Source organism: Exiguobacterium sp. HVEsp1, assembly GCF_002009685.1.
GTDB classification, from domain to species: domain Bacteria; phylum Bacillota; class Bacilli; order Exiguobacteriales; family Exiguobacteriaceae; genus Exiguobacterium; species Exiguobacterium profundum.
In genome coordinates this window covers 1760672-1776267 of the sequence record NZ_KV917367.1, presented here as the reverse complement: position 1 = coordinate 1776267, position 15596 = coordinate 1760672, and the positions used below count along the sequence as shown (strand labels likewise).

Here is a 15596-nt window from a genome sequence, read left to right as displayed (position 1 = left end):
TGCTTGTATCGAGGTGAACGAGATGAAGGAACTCATTGAGGATTTAGTAGATGCAGCACGTCAAATCGGTGCGAGTGATCTTCATTTTATACCCGATGCAAACCAAGTAAAGGTTCAAGTCCGTTCTGCTAGTAAACTTGCTGCGCTTCAATCGATGGATGCAAAGCTTTATGATCGCCTTACATATCATATGCGATATTGGTGTTCACTACCTGAATCTAATCAACGCATTCCACAATCCGGGGTCTATGAATTGAATCAAGATGTCATCCGGGTGACCTTTCTCCCGTCGTTCGCCCAGACGTTAATGTCTTGGCGCATTCCCCATGACACGTTTGAACTTCAGCACCTGTTACAATCACACGATGTGGAACGATTTCAGAAAGTCGTGGCATCACATCATGGTCTTTTCTTTATAGGGGGTTCTACCGGAGCAGGCAAGACGACGGTACTGTATGCCCTGTTGAATCAGCTGAAGCATGAGCGGATTGTGACGATTGAAAATCCTCCAGAACAAATGGTCGGTGGTGTCATTCAGCTGGAAGTGAATGCTAAGGCTGGACTAAGCCATCGACACTTGTTGAAAGAGACGCTTCGTGCCGACCCGGATATCATCGTGATTGGCGAGGTGCGGACCGATGAAGAATTGATGGTCGCATACGATGCAGCGCTCAGTGGGCATTTGACGATTACAACCTTTCATACCGCATCGATTCAGGATGGGGAAAAGCGGCTGATGCAACTTCTTGGTAAGGCGACCGTGGAAAGACATTGGTGTGTACTGACTCGAAATCAGGAGGTGACTTGCGAATGGTCGACGTTCCGGTAATCCCATCGATCCGACTGATTCATCGTTTTCTTCGTCTACAATCACGAGGTGTGTCATTGAAAGTGACCATGGAGACGCTTGAACTTCATGAGAAGGGAAAAATGAAAGACTGTATTCGAGAGATGAGGATTCGTCTAGAAGCGGGTGTGAGTTTGTCTGAAGTATTTTCCATCTTGATCACGAATCGGCAGATGCAAGAGATTTTACATACGGCGGACCGCAACGGACGATTTATGGATGGATTGTCGCAAGTGGCGATGGTACTCGAGATGCGACAACGGTTAAAGCAGGAGCTGCGGAGGCTAATTCGCTATCCGTTAATTATCTTCTTCATCCTACTTGCATTAGGAATGATTTATGCCTTATACATTTTCCCGAAATTAATGGGGATGGTAGATGTCTCGTCGCATGGCGGTGTGGGGTCGATTCTATTGTCGAATTGGTTCTTTCCTGTACTGTTTTCTATATTCGTGGCAATCGCAATTCTCATATATGGATTCCATCGTCGAGGAGTAGAGCTCCCTTTTTACGCATGGAGACGTGGGAAAACACTCTATATGACCTATGTGTTTGTAAGTGAGTTGTCCTTGCTCCAACATACTGAAACGAATATCAGGCAGATTATCAGTCGGCTAGCCGAGGAGGAGGGAGAAATGGCAGAAATGGCCAAGCGAATTCATTATCGCATGTCTGAAGGTGAAGGGATTGAAGCGGCGACGAGGTGTGAACCGTTTATCGATCATGAGGTCGTGAGTCTATTAGGTGTGGGATCGATGAGTGGAGAACTTGGCAAATTGATGTCTCTTCATCGCGAGCTTGTATTCGAAGAGATGGAGCAATATAGTCGGGGTTTGATTGAGAAAATTGAACCGTCTTTATACGGCATCCTCAGTGTCATGATCGGTGTTCTTTTTTACACACTCTATTTACCGGTCAAACTCATTATGGCTCAATTGTGAAAGGAGAAAGATGAAATGAAGGAAGAGCGTGGGTTCACATTAGTTGAGATGGCGGCAGTATTACTCATTATATCCGTTCTTCTCTTGTTACTTGTCCCTTCTTTGTCGGACGGGAAATCTCGTGCTGACCAAGTGAGTTGCGAAGGTAGTGTTCGAATCGTTGAATCTGAAATCAATTTGCATTACGCGGAACATAAAGCCTATCCTGAAACGTTAGAAGTGATTAAGCGTGCGTCGGCTGCAGATCCACTCGTTTATAGCTGTCAATCCTCGACCTATACGTATTCACCGACTGATGGCTCCTTAAAAAAACAATGAAAGGCTACACCTTGGTCGAAATGACATGGGTACTTGTCGTATTGTCGTTCTTAGTATTGATGAGTGCACCGATTACGAGACCGTTCGAACGAATGGAGCTCTACAATTTTACGGATTCATTGGTAGCGAATATTCAAGAAGCTGGGCAATTTCCCTATATTTCAGAAGAGGGAGATTGTGTGCCGCGATTGATTTGGATTTCCAAACAACAAACTTATCTGATTGTGTGTGGGAGAGAGATCGTCAGGGAGGTTGATGTTCCTGATGGGGTGGATGTATATCTTCCGACATACAACACGTTGACCTTTTCACAAGCGACCGCCTCTTATGCGGGACAATGGAAATTCGTCAGTGGAAAGACATCGGTGACGCTCAAATTTCGAATCGGGACGTATGAGCCGGAGGTGATTATTCGTGAAAGTGGATGAATCGGGTTTCTCATTATGGGAGCTGACTGTCAGTCTTGCGGTCATCATGGGATGGATTTTCATACTGGCATCCTTTGTCGTGCAAGGGAATGAACGAATCCAACGGTTGAGTGACACGCTCTTCATCTATGAACGATTACAAGGAGAGGTTCTGCTTGAAGCCACTGAACCAACAGGGCGTGAGCAAGTGTGTGAGAAAGGATTTTGTTTACCGACATTATGAAAAGGGCTTTACGATGATTGAAATGACAGTCGTTTTGCTGATCCTTCCCATATTTCTTTTCCTTTTGGTTGAACTGCTCACGCTCGGTCAACATCTTTATGAACAGCCTAAATGGAATCATCATACGACGCCTCAACTGATTGTGCGCCGTCTGATGGATAGCGAGAACTGTCGTGTTGACGAAGGGCGGTTACGAGGTGATTTCGTCAAATCGGATGAGGAGCGGTGGTCATGGACAATCAAACAAGTAAATGGCAATTTGGTCATGGTCGGAGATGGAGGAGGAAACTTACTCTTTTTAAGAGGAATCGAGCAGTATCATGTCGAAACGGTCGGAAAGGGTTTTCGAATCGCATGGACCGATTCATCGTTCAGAAGAGAGCGGCACGTCATGTGCATGAAACAGGATTCTTTCTCGTCATCACCTTGACCATCGTTGTTTGGTTACTCGGGGCCGCGTTATTTTGGTATACTGATGTGGAACGAACGACGAGGCGACTGTCAGAGGAAATCTTAGCGATTCGCTTCGAATCGCATCTGTTATTGGCGAAGGAGCGTTGCGGTGATCGACCGTTAACGCTGCATAAACCAACGGGAACTCTGACGTGTCGTCCGATTGCACCGAATCGTACTGAAGTGAATATCGTGCTAACATCTGGTGAACGGCATAAAGAGGTGATTGTTTATGAATGAAAACCCGTTTTATATCGTGGGGTTTATGGGTACAGGTAAATCTACCTTATTCTCGTTTCTGAAAGAATATGGGGAGGTCATCGATCTTGATTTAATCATTGAGTCTATGACTGGGATGGAGATCGCTACATATTTTGACCGCAATGGTGAGTCTGCGTTTCGTGATGTTGAGTCAAAAGTACTGCAACAAGTCACTGCTGACTATATCCTGACCGGTGGCGGAGTGGTGGAACGCTCTGAAAATATATGTTGGATGCGAGAACGTGGTACGATGATCCATTTAAATCTTCCGTTCGACATGTGTTGGGAACGAATCAAAGATTCTGCGCGGCCACTTGTTAAAAGAGGACGGGAGGATGTTCATGCGTTGTTTCAACGACGTGATCAATTATATCGAAAAGCGAGTGTATCCATCGATGCATCTCAATCGTCTGAAGACATCGCCAAGCAAATCATCCGTATAAAGGGGGAAAAAGTATGATTTGGATTAATTTTGCCATCATCGTATTTTCATTAATCGGACTTGGGATATATGGTTATCTCTTGTTCAAAAACAAAATGAAACCAGAATTTGGTCGTTTGAATCGTCTGACGGAACGTTTTAAAATTCGGGCGGATGTGATTGGTCAACAGGTCAATGAAATCAAAGGGCACGTGGATGCGGTCAATCGATCCGTTACTCAATTAAAAGAGTTTGGGGTCAATGCGAAGAATGAATCGATTGAATTAAAGCAAGCCGCCGTCGAGCTAACTCATGAAATCAAACGGACAGCGGGAATTGAACGTTCTGACGTTTCCACCGAGTCGAAAATATGAAATAATGAGGATGAAAACGTTTTCGTTTTTCATCCTTTTTCTTTTTCGCTTTTTTACCTATGCAGAAGGAATAAAAATTGTTAAAGTGGAATGGAAAACGAAAGATTTCAAAAACAAAAGCATTTTATGTTCGGGATTGGGGGATATTATGGAAAAGGTTACTTTGAAACGTACGCCTTTGTTCGATTTGATTGAACCGAAGGCGAAGATGGTTGATTTTGCGGGATTTGAAATGCCGATTATGTTCTCTTCGATTAAAGAAGAGCATTTGGCTGTACGTCAAAACGTGGGGATGTTTGATGTATCTCACATGGGAGAAATTCGAATCGAAGGGCCGGATGCGCTTGAGCAAGTTCAAAACTTGGTGACGAATGATATCTCGAAGATTAAAGTTGGTCAAGCCCAGTATAACCTTCTCTGTCTTGAAGACGGCGGTGTGGTGGACGATTTGCTTGTCTATCGATTGGATGAGGACGCTTATTGGCTCGTCGTCAATGCTTCAAATATTGAAAAGGACGAAGCCCACATTCGTCGATACGTCAAGGGTGACGTGGTTGTGACAAATGAATCTGATGAATATGGTCAGATTGCGATTCAAGGACCGAATGCACAATCCGTACTTCAAACTATCACAAATGTGGTACTCGACGAAATCGGGTTCTTCAAATTCATGAATGGGGACGTTGCGGGTGTGCCATCGATCATCTCTAGAAGTGGGTATACTGGGGAAGATGGGTTCGAGATTTATGCTCGAGCAGAAGCGATTTCTGCCATTTGGGAAGCGCTTGAAACCGAGGGTGTTACCCCGTGTGGGCTGGGCGCACGCGATACATTACGTTTCGAAGCGTGCTTGCCGCTTTACGGTCATGAGTTAGATGAGTCGGTCACGCCATTCGAAGCGAATCTCAATTTTGCCGTCAAGCTAGATACTGACTTTGTTGGTAAGGAAGCACTCGTCACTCAAAAAGAGAATATTCCGAATCGATTGATCGGATTGAAATTGCTCGGTCGTGGGATTGCCCGCCAAGGGGCGCAAGTTGAATTGGATGGGAATGTAATCGGCGTTGTCACGACCGGTACGATGCCTCCGACTGTAAATGAATCAATCGCATGGGCACGAGTCGATGCACGTTACAAAGATGAAGATCGTTTTGTCATCGACATCCGTGGCAAAAAGATTGAAGCCGAACGCGTACCGACACCTTTCTATAAACGAACGAAATGAAACAGGGGGATTCAGAATGAACAGAATGGAATTTCGTTATTTACCGATGACCGAACAAGATGAACGAGACATGTTAGAGACAATCGGCGTCGATTCAATCGAAGCGCTTCTTTCAGATATTCCAGAAACACTTCGCGAACAAGCATCATTGGCGGCGATTGGGGCTCCGCTTCCGGAAGTCGATCTCGTTCGTCATATGACGAAGTTGGCTGATAAAAACAAACATACGAAATCATACCCGAGCTTCCTTGGAGCAGGGATGTACGATCATCTTTCACCAAGTGTGATGAACCATATGCTTTTGCGTTCTGAATTCTATACGGCGTATACGCCATATCAACCTGAGATTTCACAAGGTGAACTTCAGGCGATGTTCGAATTCCAAACAATGATTTGTGAATTGACAGGGATGGACGTCGCGAACTCTTCGATGTACGACGGAATCACGGCTCTCGCTGAGGCGACTTACCTAGCGAGCGCGCAGACGAAGAAAAAACGTGTCGTCGTCTCTGGTGCAGTGCATCCTGAAGCGAAGGACGTAATCCGTACGTATGCTGACGGACCGGGGCTATCCGTTGACTACACAGATGTGGTGAACGGGGTGACGGACGTGTCAGACCTTGATTTGACGGATGCGTCGTGTCTTGTCGTACAATATCCAAACTTCTACGGTCGTATTGAAGACTTAGAAACATTGGCAGAATTGGCTCATGAAGCGGGTGCGCTCTTCGTCGTTTCGAGCAACCCGCTCGCCCTCGGAATTCTTGAGTCACCAGGAGCACTCGGTGCGGACATCACGGTCGGAGATGCACAGCCATTCGGTATTCCGCAAAGTTTTGGTGGACCGTCATGTGGATACTTCGCGGTCAAAAAATCATTGATGCGTAAACTACCGGGACGACTTGTTGGTCAAACGGTCGATGAGGACGGCAAACGCGGATTCGTGTTGACGCTCCAGGCGCGTGAACAGCACATTCGTCGTGATAAAGCGACATCCAATATCTGTTCGAACCAAGCGCTTAACGCATTGGCTGCTTCGATCACGATGTCCGCTTTAGGAAAATACGGAATTCGTGATATGGCCGTTCGGAATATTCAAACTGCTCATTATATGAAAGAAGCGTTAAAAGCTGCAGGATTCAACATCGTGGACGAAGGACCGATGTTCAATGAGTTCGTGGTAGATTTTGGACGTGACGCAGAAGAAGTATCGCGCCATCTGCTCGAGCATGGCATGATTGGTGGTCTACCGCTTGGTACGTATGAAGGGGAGCGTCAGACACAGATGTTGGTTTGCGCGACGGAATTGCGCACGAAAGAAGAGATTGATCAGTTTGTCGAAGTGGTTGGGGGGATGAAATAATGCAACACGAGCAAACGCTAATTTTTGAAGTATCACGTGAAGGACGGACTGGATATAATTTGCCGACACCGACTGTCCCAGAGGTTGACCTTGAGACGTTGTTACCGGCTACGATGATTCGAAAAGAGGCGGCGGAACTTCCGGAAGTATCTGAACTCGATGTGGTTCGCCATTACACGTCACTATCTACACGAAACCATGGGGTCGATTCAGGCTTCTATCCGCTCGGTTCGTGTACGATGAAATATAATCCGAAAGTGAACGAAGATATGGCTCGTCTTCCTGGCTTTGCACATATTCACCCACTGCAACCAGTTGAGACGATTCAAGGTGCGCTCGAACTCATGGTGGACTTACAGGAGCAACTCGCTGAAATTACAGGAATGGACGAAGTCACACTCCAACCAGCGGCAGGGGCGCATGGGGAATGGACGGGACTCATGTTGATCAAAGCGTTCCATGAACGTAATGGGGATACGGCTCGTACGAAAGTACTCGTTCCAGACTCGGCGCACGGAACAAACCCGGCGTCCGCAGTCGTTGCTGGATTCGAGACGGTAACCGTCAAGTCAGATGAGCGCGGTCTCGTCGATTTGGATGATTTGAAGGCAAAAGTTGGAGCCGATACAGCTGCGCTCATGCTGACAAACCCGAATACGCTTGGACTATTCGAAGCGGATATTCTTGAAATCTCAAAAGTCGTTCATGAAGCTGGCGGGAAGCTTTATTATGATGGCGCGAACTCAAACGCGATTCTCGGAATCGCACGTCCGGGGGACATGGGCTTTGACGTCGTTCACTTGAACCTGCATAAAACGTTCACCGGTCCTCACGGCGGTGGAGGTCCAGGCTCAGGTCCAGTCGGAGTAAAACGTGACTTAATCCCATTCCTACCGACTCCAATCGTGACGAAAACAGATGATGGATATGGTCTCGATTACGACCGACCACATTCAATCGGGCGAATCAAACCATTCTATGGAAACTTCGGGATCAACGTCCGAGCTTACAGCTATATCAAGACGATGGGCGCAGAAGGATTGACGCGGGTATCACGTGAAGCGGTCCTCAACGCAAACTATATGTTCGCGCGACTAAAAGATGCGTTCGACGTGCCATATGATACGTATTGCAAACATGAGTTTGTCTTGTCAGGCAAACGTCAAAAAGCCCTTGGTGTTCGTACTCTCGACATCGCTAAACGTCTTCTTGACTTCGGTTACCACCCACCGACAATCTATTTCCCGTTAAATGTCGAGGAATGTATCATGGTGGAACCAACAGAGACAGAATCAAAAGAAACACTTGATGCGTTCTGTGATGCGATGCTCCAGATTGCCAAAGAGGCGGAAGAGAATCCGGAGATCGTTCAGACGGCTCCTCATACGACGGTCGTCAAACGGATGGACGAGACACTCGCTGCCCGTAAACCGGTCTTAAAATATGAGCGTCGTGAGGCGTCATCTGTAAAATAAAAAATGGGCGAGTCGATGATTGAATCGACCCGCCCGTTTTTTAAGCTTTTTTAATCTTACCCTTCCAGTTCTTGAAACCGCCTTCGAGCATGTAGATGTTGTTGTATCCGTTCTTCATCAAGAGTTTAGCCGCCTGGTTTGAACGTGAACTACCTTGGCAGTAAATCAAAATCGGCTGATCTTTGCGCAGTTCTTTCATGCGTAGTTTCATTTGGCCGACCGGGATATTCCGAGCACCAACGATATGTCCGCCTTTGTATTCGTTCGGTTCGCGCACGTCAATCAGCTGACCTTTACGGAGTGAGGCGCGGAATTCTTCTTGTTTCATTTTTTTCAACCCGCGAGCTGGCATGAAACGCCATACGATGTAGGCGATCAAGGCAACCCATAGGAGGATGACGAGGATTGTTTCGAGTCCCATAGATGTTCTTCCCTTCTCTTTCAAAGTTACCATATCTCATTATAATGAATTTAAGGTCATGAGACAATGATTGACTCAATCAATCGGGGCTTTCCCTTTCGATTTCATTCTAGTTAGGATAAAATAAAGAATGGAAACCGGAACATAAGGGGAGGTCGTGCCCATGCCGACACCGAGTATGGAAGATTATTTAGAACGTATTTATTTGTTGATGTCAGAGAAAGGCTATGCGCGTGTATCTGACATTGCGGAACATTTAGGGGTCCATCCCTCCTCTGTCACCAAAATGGTTCAAAAGTTGGACCGTGAAGAATATCTGGTGTATGAAAAGTATCGTGGTCTCATGCTTACAAAAAAAGGTCAAAAAGTAGGGAAGCGATTGGTCGAGCGTCATGCGATGCTCGAGTCTTTTTTACGTCTAATCGGAGTGGATGAGGCAGATGTGTACGAGGATGTCGAGGGAATCGAACATCATCTCAGCTCGAACACACTTGACTGTATGACACAGTTCGTGGAATTTTTTGAAGATAAGCCTGAGCTCATGGATCAATTCAGAGAATTTCGGGATCAAGAGCGAGCTTCAGAGGAATAATATGTGAAAAGCGACATTCGAACTCGATTGTCGCTTTTTATTTGGTTTACCATCGCTAAAATACGAACGAATCATTCATATTTATCATAGAATGTATATTTTTTAGTTATTATTATGTTAAGATGAATCGTGGATTGAATAGATAGGGGGTGACGGCGAACATTCGCCGGATAAATGGAGATTCAAATCAAAGGAAAACTGTTTGATGAACAGCAGATTCAAACACGTGTGAAAGAGTTGGCTGAAGAAATTGAGAACGATGCAGAGGGAACACCAATCGTGATCGTCGCCGTGTTAAAGGGTTCGATGGTCTTTGCGGCAGACTTGATGCGATACATGAAAGGCAGCGTTCAGCTCGATACGGTCGCGACGTCTTCTTACGGGAAAAAGACGGTCTCGAGTGGGAGTGTGCAGCTTCGGAAGGACTTGGATTTAGATGTGGAAGGAAAGTATGTCGTCATTATCGAGGACATCATCGACACGGGACAGACGTTGAAATTCTTGTGTAAACATATGGAGCTTCATCAACCGAAACAGTTGAAAATTTGTACGCTTCTCGACAAGCCGATGCGTCGACTCGTTCAATTGGACGCAGACTATGTCGGGTTCGAAATTCCTGATGAGTTTGTCATCGGATATGGAATCGATTATGCGGAGCAATATCGGAATCTTCCATATATCGGATATGTAGAGACGACATAAAAAGGAGCGCCGCGGCGCTCCTTTTACATGTTTGCTTTCTTTTTCTTCTTGCCTTTTTTTCCTTCAATCACTGTTAAGTGTGGAGGATTGCTACGATGTACGGTTGAACGTTTAGATAACTTGGTGACGTTCGAACCAGGTTTCTTCGCTTTCCGGTTTTTAGCGGAAGCGGAAGGTTTGACTTGAGGACCACGACTTCCCTGCATTCGTTTTTTTGAGGCTTGCGCGGTTTTACGATAGCGTGCATCTTCTGCAGACATACGTGGTGCCATGAAGACGCGATAGATCACATAAAAGACTAACCCGAATATCCCGATGAACAACAATTGTCTAAACAGGCGACCCGGATCGGTGGCAAGCATATGCCCGACCCCGATGAAGCCAAGGATAAACACGATTGTTGCAGCGATCGAACCGACTCTTTGTCTGATCATGGTGCTTCCTCCTCTTATCCCTCTCTATGAATGACCGATTCTCCTAACTCTTTTCGTTCCCATGTCTCAAATGCTTCAATCGCGACTTGAATCTGCTCATCATTCGGCTCTCGTGTCGTCAATAATTGGAGCGACAGGCCCGGTTTGCCGAGGAATGACAGAAAGCGATGGTCGCGGAAACGATTGGTAAACTGAAGGACTTCAAATGAGATTCCGATGACGACCGGCAATAGCGCGATTCGGCTGACGAGTCGCAACCAGAGCGGGTCGATTGGCACAATCATATAAACGCCAATCCCGACGAAGACGGTGAATATAATGAAACTCGAGCCACAGCGATAATGCAATCGCGAGCTTTGGCGTACTTGTTCAACCGTGACCGGACGCCCGGACTCATAGCAATTGATGACTTTATGCTCAGCGCCGTGATATTGGAAGACGCGCTTAATGAGTGGCGTCAATGATATCAAGTAGAGGTAGCTGAGTAACAATACTAATTTTATTCCCCCTTCAAGGAGGTTTTGAATCACATGTCCGGAAAATAAAGGCACGTCTTGAAACATAGCCGCGAGCAGTGCAGGCGTCACATTGAAAATCAATTTACCAAACACGTATGAGATGACACCGACGATTGCGATGATGGCAATCATCCATATGCTCTGTTTTTGGTCTTCGCTCGTGTTCGTATCTTCACTCGGGTCGACATCATATCGATCGCTCGCAAAGTTCATATGTGCAGAACCGTTCTTTAACGATTCGTAAAGCGCGACAATCCCTCTCAAGAACGGTACTTTTTTTAACGATTGGACCCAAGGGACAAGAATGCGCGCTTGCTCGAATGTTTCAATCGAGCCATCTTTTCGCCGGATGGCAGATGCGCTTTCAGAGCGGCCTTGAAACATGACGCCTTCCACAAGCGCCTGTCCCCCGACTGGGATGGTTGGTTTAGAATTCATTCACTTTCCTCGATTCTTCAAATGTTGTACTTGAATTATACCGTGATTTGTAAAAAAAACGAAAGGGCAGAAGGCTCGATTCACGTTCTTTCGATAAATTTGTTACAATAGATAAGACTTGACGAACGAGGGGGAAGAAGGTTGCGGATTTTAGTTTTAAATGGACCGAATTTAAATCTACTGGGTCGTCGTGAACCGGATGTATATGGCGATGTGTCGTTGAAAGGATTGGCGGCAGAACTGATGCTGCGCGCTCCAGAAGACGTTGAACTCACCTTTAAACAATCGAATCATGAGGGAGATTTAATTGATGCGCTGCATGACGCTTTTGATTATGAAGGTGTCATTTTGAATGCGGGTGCCTATACGCATACATCGATTGCGATCCGGGATGCCATATCCGCTATCGCTGCCCCGGTCGTTGAAGTACATATCTCGAACGTGCATGCACGCGAGACCTTTCGGCATGAGTCGAAACTTGCTGCCGTCTGTATCGGTGTCATTACCGGTTTTGGACTCACGAGCTATACGTTAGCGATGCATGCACTAATCGAACATTGGAGGAATCGACATGATTGAACGCGTAAACAAACTGCAAGCACAGTTAGAAGAAAACGAGATTGATGCGTTGCTCGTCACAAAACGTGAGAATATCCGCTACTTATCTGGTTTCACAGGATCGAGCGGTGTCATCGTCATCACGTCGAATTCGGCAAGTTTTATCACGGACTTCCGTTACACGGAACAGGCGAACGATCAAGTGAAAGGGTATGACATCATCGAGCTTGATACGTCACTCATTAAGTCGGTAGCAGATGTCGTGTCACGTGAATCCATCAAGCGCCTTGGCATTGAGCAGGATGCGATGACAGTGGGGCAATATCGTGCCTATGAAAAAGAAGTGGACGCTCAACTTATCGAAACGTCTGGAATCGTAGAAAAACTGCGCTTGATTAAGGATGAATCAGAGATTAAGATTATGAAGGAAGCTGCGGCAATCGCTGATGCGGCGTACGCCCATATCCAGACGTTCATCCGTCCTGGTCGTACCGAGAGAGAAGTCGCGAACGAACTCGAAATGTTCATGCGTTCAAAAGGTGCCGACTCGTCATCGTTCGACATGATTGTCGCCTCGGGTCTCCGTTCGGCGCTACCGCACGGTGTGGCAAGTGATAAAGTCATTGAAACTGGAGAATTGGTTACGCTTGATTTCGGGGCTTACTATAAAGGGTACTGTTCAGATATCACGCGTACCCTTGCAATCGGTCCGATTTCGGATGAGTTGCGTCAAATCTACGATACGGTACTTCGTGCCCAACTTGCTGGTGTAGAAGGCACACGTGCCGGAATCACTGGCATTGAGGCGGATGCATTGACACGCGATATTATTAAAGAAGCTGGATATGGCGAGTACTTCGGCCACTCGACAGGACATGGTCTTGGAATGGAAGTGCATGAGGCCCCAGGATTATCGTTCCGTTCGGAAACGGTGCTCGAACCTGGTATGGTCGTGACAATCGAGCCGGGTATTTACATCAACGGTGTCGGTGGTTGCCGGATTGAAGACGATGTCGTCATCACAGAAGACGGATGCTACCGTCTGACACAGTCGCCAAAAGAGTTAATTACGATCGAGGCATAAGCTTCATCTGAATTTAGGAGGAAATCAACATGGTATCAGTTAACGATTTAAAAACAGGATTGACGGTTAAAACGTCTGACGGTTCGATTTGGCAAGTCATCGAGTTCCAACACGTAAAACCGGGTAAAGGCGCGGCATTCGTTCGTACGAAAATGCGTAACTTGCGTAACGGGGCAATCCAAGAAACGACGTTCCGTGGCGGAGAGAAAATCGAACGCGCACACATCGAGCGTAAACGCATGCAATATCTCTATCCAATGGGCGACACGTATGTCTTCATGGACAATGAATCATACGAGCAACTTGAATTGACAAGCGCTCAAGTCAAATCAGCACTTCCATATTTGCTTGAGAACATGGAAGTCAGCATCGCGGACTACGAAGGGGAGATTCTTGGAATCGAGCTTCCAACGAGCGTTGTCTTGACGATCGTCGAAGCAGACCCGGGCGTAAAAGGTGACACGGCCTCGAACGTGAAGAAAAACGCGACAGTGGAAACAGGACACGTCATTCAAGTGCCACTTTTCATCGAACCAGGTGAAAAAGTGACAGTCGATACACGTACTGGAGAGTTCATGGGTCGTTATAACGGTTAATCCTTACGAGTGCTCATTCGAATGAATGGGTGCTCTTTTTTTCTCGTTGCATTCATTGGTCTGACCAGTTATAGTGAAGGAGAGATTAGTACCAGGTATAAACAGGGGGTAAGAAAGATGCAAATCGATCAAATTAAAGAGCTTATTCAATTATTGGACCAATCATCAGTCCATGAAATGGAGCTTGAAACATCTGATTTCAAACTGTCATTAAAGAAAGAAGCGCAACAAACAGTGAGCGCGCCGATCATGCAGACACAAGCATTCGCACCGCCTGCGCCTGCTCCTCAAGTAAATGAACAAACAGAAGAACCGACGCAAGAAAAGGCGTCTTATCGTACTATCACCTCGCCGATGGTTGGAACGTTCTATTCACGTCCGGCACCGGATAAAGAAGCGTTCGTGAACGTCGGCGATCGTGTCGAGTCAGGACAAATCGTTTGTATTCTAGAGGCGATGAAACTGTTTAACGATGTCGAAGCGGAAATCAGTGGCGAAATCGTAGAGGTGTTAGTCGCCGATGGCGATCTCGTCGAATTCGGTCAACCGCTCTTCAGCGTGAAGTGAGGTCGTTATGAAATTATTAATTGCTAACCGCGGGGAAATCGCGGTTCGAATCATACGTGCAGCAAAAGAATTGAATATTCCGACGGTCGCTGTCTTCTCTGAGGCAGATCGTGAAGCGTTACATGTTCATCTGGCTGACGAGGCTTATTGCATCGGTCCGAATCCATCGAAGGACTCCTATTTAAATATCCCTAATATCTTATCAGTCGCCTGCGCCGTGGATGCGACGATGGTACATCCCGGTTACGGCTTTTTGGCTGAAAATGCCGAGTTCGCCGAGATGTGCGAGGCGTGCGGGATTCAATTTGTCGGCCCGAGCAGCTATGCGATTCGCAAAATGGGAATCAAGGATGAAGCCAAACGAACGATGATCGAGTCAGGTGTTCCTGTCGTTCCGGGTTCAAGTGGGGTCGTCACCGACGAAGAAGCCATGGAACTCGCACGTGAGATGGGTTATCCGGTCATCATCAAGGCGACAGCCGGCGGTGGAGGACGTGGCATTCGCGTCGCTCGAGACGAGCACGAACTCGTTTCAGGATTGGTCGCGACACGTAAAGAAGCGAAGCAGGCGTTTGGGAATGGTGACGTGTATCTTGAGAAGTTCATCGAGTCGTTCCGTCATGTCGAAGTGCAGGTTCTCGCTGATCAATTCGGCAATGTCATTCACTTAGGTGAACGTGATTGTACGATCCAACGTCGCATGCAAAAACTAGTCGAAGAGGCGCCATCACCTGCGATTGATGAAACGACACGTCAATTGATGGGGGATGCGGCCGTCAAAGCGGCAAAAGCCATTCAGTACTCGGGAGCGGGGACCATCGAGTTCATTTACGTTCCAGAATCAAACGAGTTTTATTTCATGGAGATGAATACCCGGATCCAAGTCGAGCATCCCGTCACCGAGATGATCACAGGATTCGATCTCGTTCAAGCGCAGCTTGAAGTGGCGCTCGGACATCCGCTTGCCATCTCACAAGAGGACATTACGTTCTCAGGACATTCCATCGAGTGTCGAATCAACGCGGAAGACCCATTTATGGACTTCCGTCCGATGGCAGGGAAGATTGACCAATATATTGTTCCAGGCGGTATGGGTGTCCGTGTCGATAGTGGACTCTATGCAGGAGCGATGATTCCGCCGTTCTATGACTCGATGGTTGCGAAATTGATTGTCCATGCGCCAACGCGTGATGAGGCCATTCTGAAAATGTTGCGTGCTTTGGATGAGTTTACGGTTTCGGGGATTAAAACGACGATTCCATTCCATCAACAAGTCATGGCACATGAGCAGTTCCGCATCGGGACGTTCGATACGAAATTCGTTGAAAAAGAAATGTCATTGGCAAAATAACATGAA

General features: G+C 46.7%; 22 protein-coding genes. 19 read left to right on the top strand and 3 right to left on the bottom strand.

Annotation, left to right across the window (positions count from 1 at the left end):
• The first annotated feature begins 22 nt into the window (after positions 1-22).
• From BV910_RS09175 to gcvPB, 12 genes are all read left to right on the top strand, one after another.
• Entirely contained in the window at positions 23-829 is an 807-nt protein-coding gene (locus tag BV910_RS09175; protein ID WP_078147119.1) for an ATPase, T2SS/T4P/T4SS family, read from the top strand.
• Positions 811-1788 (top strand): type II secretion system F family protein, encoded by a 978-nt coding sequence (locus BV910_RS09170; protein ID WP_078147118.1) that lies wholly within the window; start codon positions 811-813, stop codon positions 1786-1788. The genes BV910_RS09175 and BV910_RS09170 overlap by 19 nt, the downstream gene beginning before the upstream one ends.
• A 15-nt stretch (positions 1789-1803) precedes the next feature.
• On the top strand, positions 1804-2106 hold the full coding sequence (locus tag BV910_RS09165; RefSeq protein ID WP_031423311.1) for a prepilin-type N-terminal cleavage/methylation domain-containing protein: 303 nt from the start codon (positions 1804-1806) through the stop codon (positions 2104-2106).
• Between the two features lie 20 nt (positions 2107-2126).
• Positions 2127-2534: a prepilin-type cleavage/methylation domain-containing protein gene (locus BV910_RS09160; protein ID WP_235439563.1), complete on the top strand. Its 408-nt coding sequence runs from the start codon at positions 2127-2129 to the stop codon at positions 2532-2534.
• A complete protein-coding gene (locus BV910_RS09155) occupies positions 2521-2757 on the top strand; it encodes a hypothetical protein (protein ID WP_047795193.1) in 237 nt (78 codons plus the stop codon). The genes BV910_RS09160 and BV910_RS09155 overlap by 14 nt, the downstream gene beginning before the upstream one ends.
• On the top strand, positions 2663-3187 hold the full coding sequence (locus BV910_RS09150) for a prepilin-type N-terminal cleavage/methylation domain-containing protein (protein WP_078147117.1): 525 nt from the start codon (positions 2663-2665) through the stop codon (positions 3185-3187). The genes BV910_RS09155 and BV910_RS09150 overlap by 95 nt, the downstream gene beginning before the upstream one ends.
• Entirely contained in the window at positions 3151-3450 is a 300-nt protein-coding gene (locus BV910_RS09145) for a hypothetical protein (RefSeq protein ID WP_041917913.1), read from the top strand. Before BV910_RS09150 ends, BV910_RS09145 begins: the two co-directional genes overlap by 37 nt.
• Entirely contained in the window at positions 3443-3931 is a 489-nt protein-coding gene (locus BV910_RS09140; RefSeq protein WP_078147116.1) for a shikimate kinase, read from the top strand. The genes BV910_RS09145 and BV910_RS09140 overlap by 8 nt, the downstream gene beginning before the upstream one ends.
• The gene (locus BV910_RS09135; RefSeq protein WP_078147115.1) at positions 3928-4266 is read left to right on the top strand and encodes a hypothetical protein; all 339 of its coding nucleotides are present in this window, start codon (positions 3928-3930) and stop codon (positions 4264-4266) included. Before BV910_RS09140 ends, BV910_RS09135 begins: the two co-directional genes overlap by 4 nt.
• Positions 4267-4414: 148 nt before the next feature.
• The gene (gene gcvT, locus BV910_RS09130; protein WP_078147937.1) at positions 4415-5491 is read left to right on the top strand and encodes a glycine cleavage system aminomethyltransferase GcvT; all 1077 of its coding nucleotides are present in this window, start codon (positions 4415-4417) and stop codon (positions 5489-5491) included.
• A 25-nt stretch (positions 5492-5516) separates the two neighbouring features.
• Positions 5517-6854, top strand: a complete 1338-nt coding sequence (gcvPA, locus tag BV910_RS09125; RefSeq protein ID WP_047795659.1) for an aminomethyl-transferring glycine dehydrogenase subunit GcvPA — start codon at positions 5517-5519, stop codon at positions 6852-6854.
• Complete coding sequence (gcvPB, locus tag BV910_RS09120; RefSeq protein WP_012726585.1) at positions 6854-8329, top strand: aminomethyl-transferring glycine dehydrogenase subunit GcvPB; 1476 nt, start codon at positions 6854-6856, stop codon at positions 8327-8329. Before gcvPA ends, gcvPB begins: the two co-directional genes overlap by 1 nt.
• 40 nt (positions 8330-8369) lie before the next feature.
• On the opposite strand, the gene BV910_RS09115 is transcribed toward gcvPB, so the two are convergent.
• Positions 8370-8750: a rhodanese-like domain-containing protein gene (locus BV910_RS09115; RefSeq protein WP_012726584.1), complete on the bottom strand. Its 381-nt coding sequence runs from the start codon at positions 8748-8750 to the stop codon at positions 8370-8372.
• Positions 8751-8913: 163 nt separating this feature from the next.
• On the opposite strand from BV910_RS09115, the gene mntR reads away from it, so the two are divergent.
• Positions 8914-9342 (top strand): transcriptional regulator MntR, encoded by a 429-nt coding sequence (gene mntR / locus BV910_RS09110; protein ID WP_078147113.1) that lies wholly within the window; start codon positions 8914-8916, stop codon positions 9340-9342.
• Between the two features lie 174 nt (positions 9343-9516).
• The gene (hpt, locus tag BV910_RS09105; protein ID WP_078147112.1) at positions 9517-10044 is read left to right on the top strand and encodes a hypoxanthine phosphoribosyltransferase; all 528 of its coding nucleotides are present in this window, start codon (positions 9517-9519) and stop codon (positions 10042-10044) included.
• A gap of 23 nt (positions 10045-10067) precedes the next feature.
• On the opposite strand, the gene BV910_RS09100 is transcribed toward hpt, so the two are convergent.
• A complete protein-coding gene (locus BV910_RS09100; protein WP_012726581.1) occupies positions 10068-10478 on the bottom strand; it encodes an SA1362 family protein in 411 nt (136 codons plus the stop codon).
• A gap of 14 nt (positions 10479-10492) precedes the next feature.
• Entirely contained in the window at positions 10493-11434 is a 942-nt protein-coding gene (locus BV910_RS09095; protein ID WP_078147111.1) for a DUF1385 domain-containing protein, read from the bottom strand.
• A 141-nt stretch (positions 11435-11575) separates the two neighbouring features.
• Between BV910_RS09095 and aroQ the strand changes: the two genes are divergently transcribed.
• From aroQ to accC, 5 genes are all read left to right on the top strand, one after another.
• Positions 11576-12013, top strand: coding sequence for a type II 3-dehydroquinate dehydratase (aroQ, locus tag BV910_RS09090; RefSeq protein ID WP_012726579.1), 438 nt, complete (start codon positions 11576-11578; stop codon positions 12011-12013).
• Positions 12009-13076 carry a M24 family metallopeptidase gene (locus BV910_RS09085; RefSeq protein ID WP_041918052.1) on the top strand — a complete coding sequence of 356 codons (1068 nt, stop codon included), beginning with the start codon at positions 12009-12011 and terminating at the stop codon, positions 13074-13076. The genes aroQ and BV910_RS09085 overlap by 5 nt, the downstream gene beginning before the upstream one ends.
• 29 nt (positions 13077-13105) lie before the next feature.
• Positions 13106-13672 (top strand): elongation factor P, encoded by a 567-nt coding sequence (gene efp, locus BV910_RS09080; protein ID WP_012726577.1) that lies wholly within the window; start codon positions 13106-13108, stop codon positions 13670-13672.
• Positions 13673-13789: 117 nt separating this feature from the next.
• The gene (accB, locus tag BV910_RS09075) at positions 13790-14239 is read left to right on the top strand and encodes an acetyl-CoA carboxylase biotin carboxyl carrier protein (protein ID WP_012726576.1); all 450 of its coding nucleotides are present in this window, start codon (positions 13790-13792) and stop codon (positions 14237-14239) included.
• A 7-nt stretch (positions 14240-14246) separates the two neighbouring features.
• Positions 14247-15590 carry an acetyl-CoA carboxylase biotin carboxylase subunit gene (gene accC, locus BV910_RS09070; RefSeq protein WP_078147110.1) on the top strand — a complete coding sequence of 448 codons (1344 nt, stop codon included), beginning with the start codon at positions 14247-14249 and terminating at the stop codon, positions 15588-15590.
• The last annotated feature ends 6 nt before the right edge of the window (positions 15591-15596 follow it).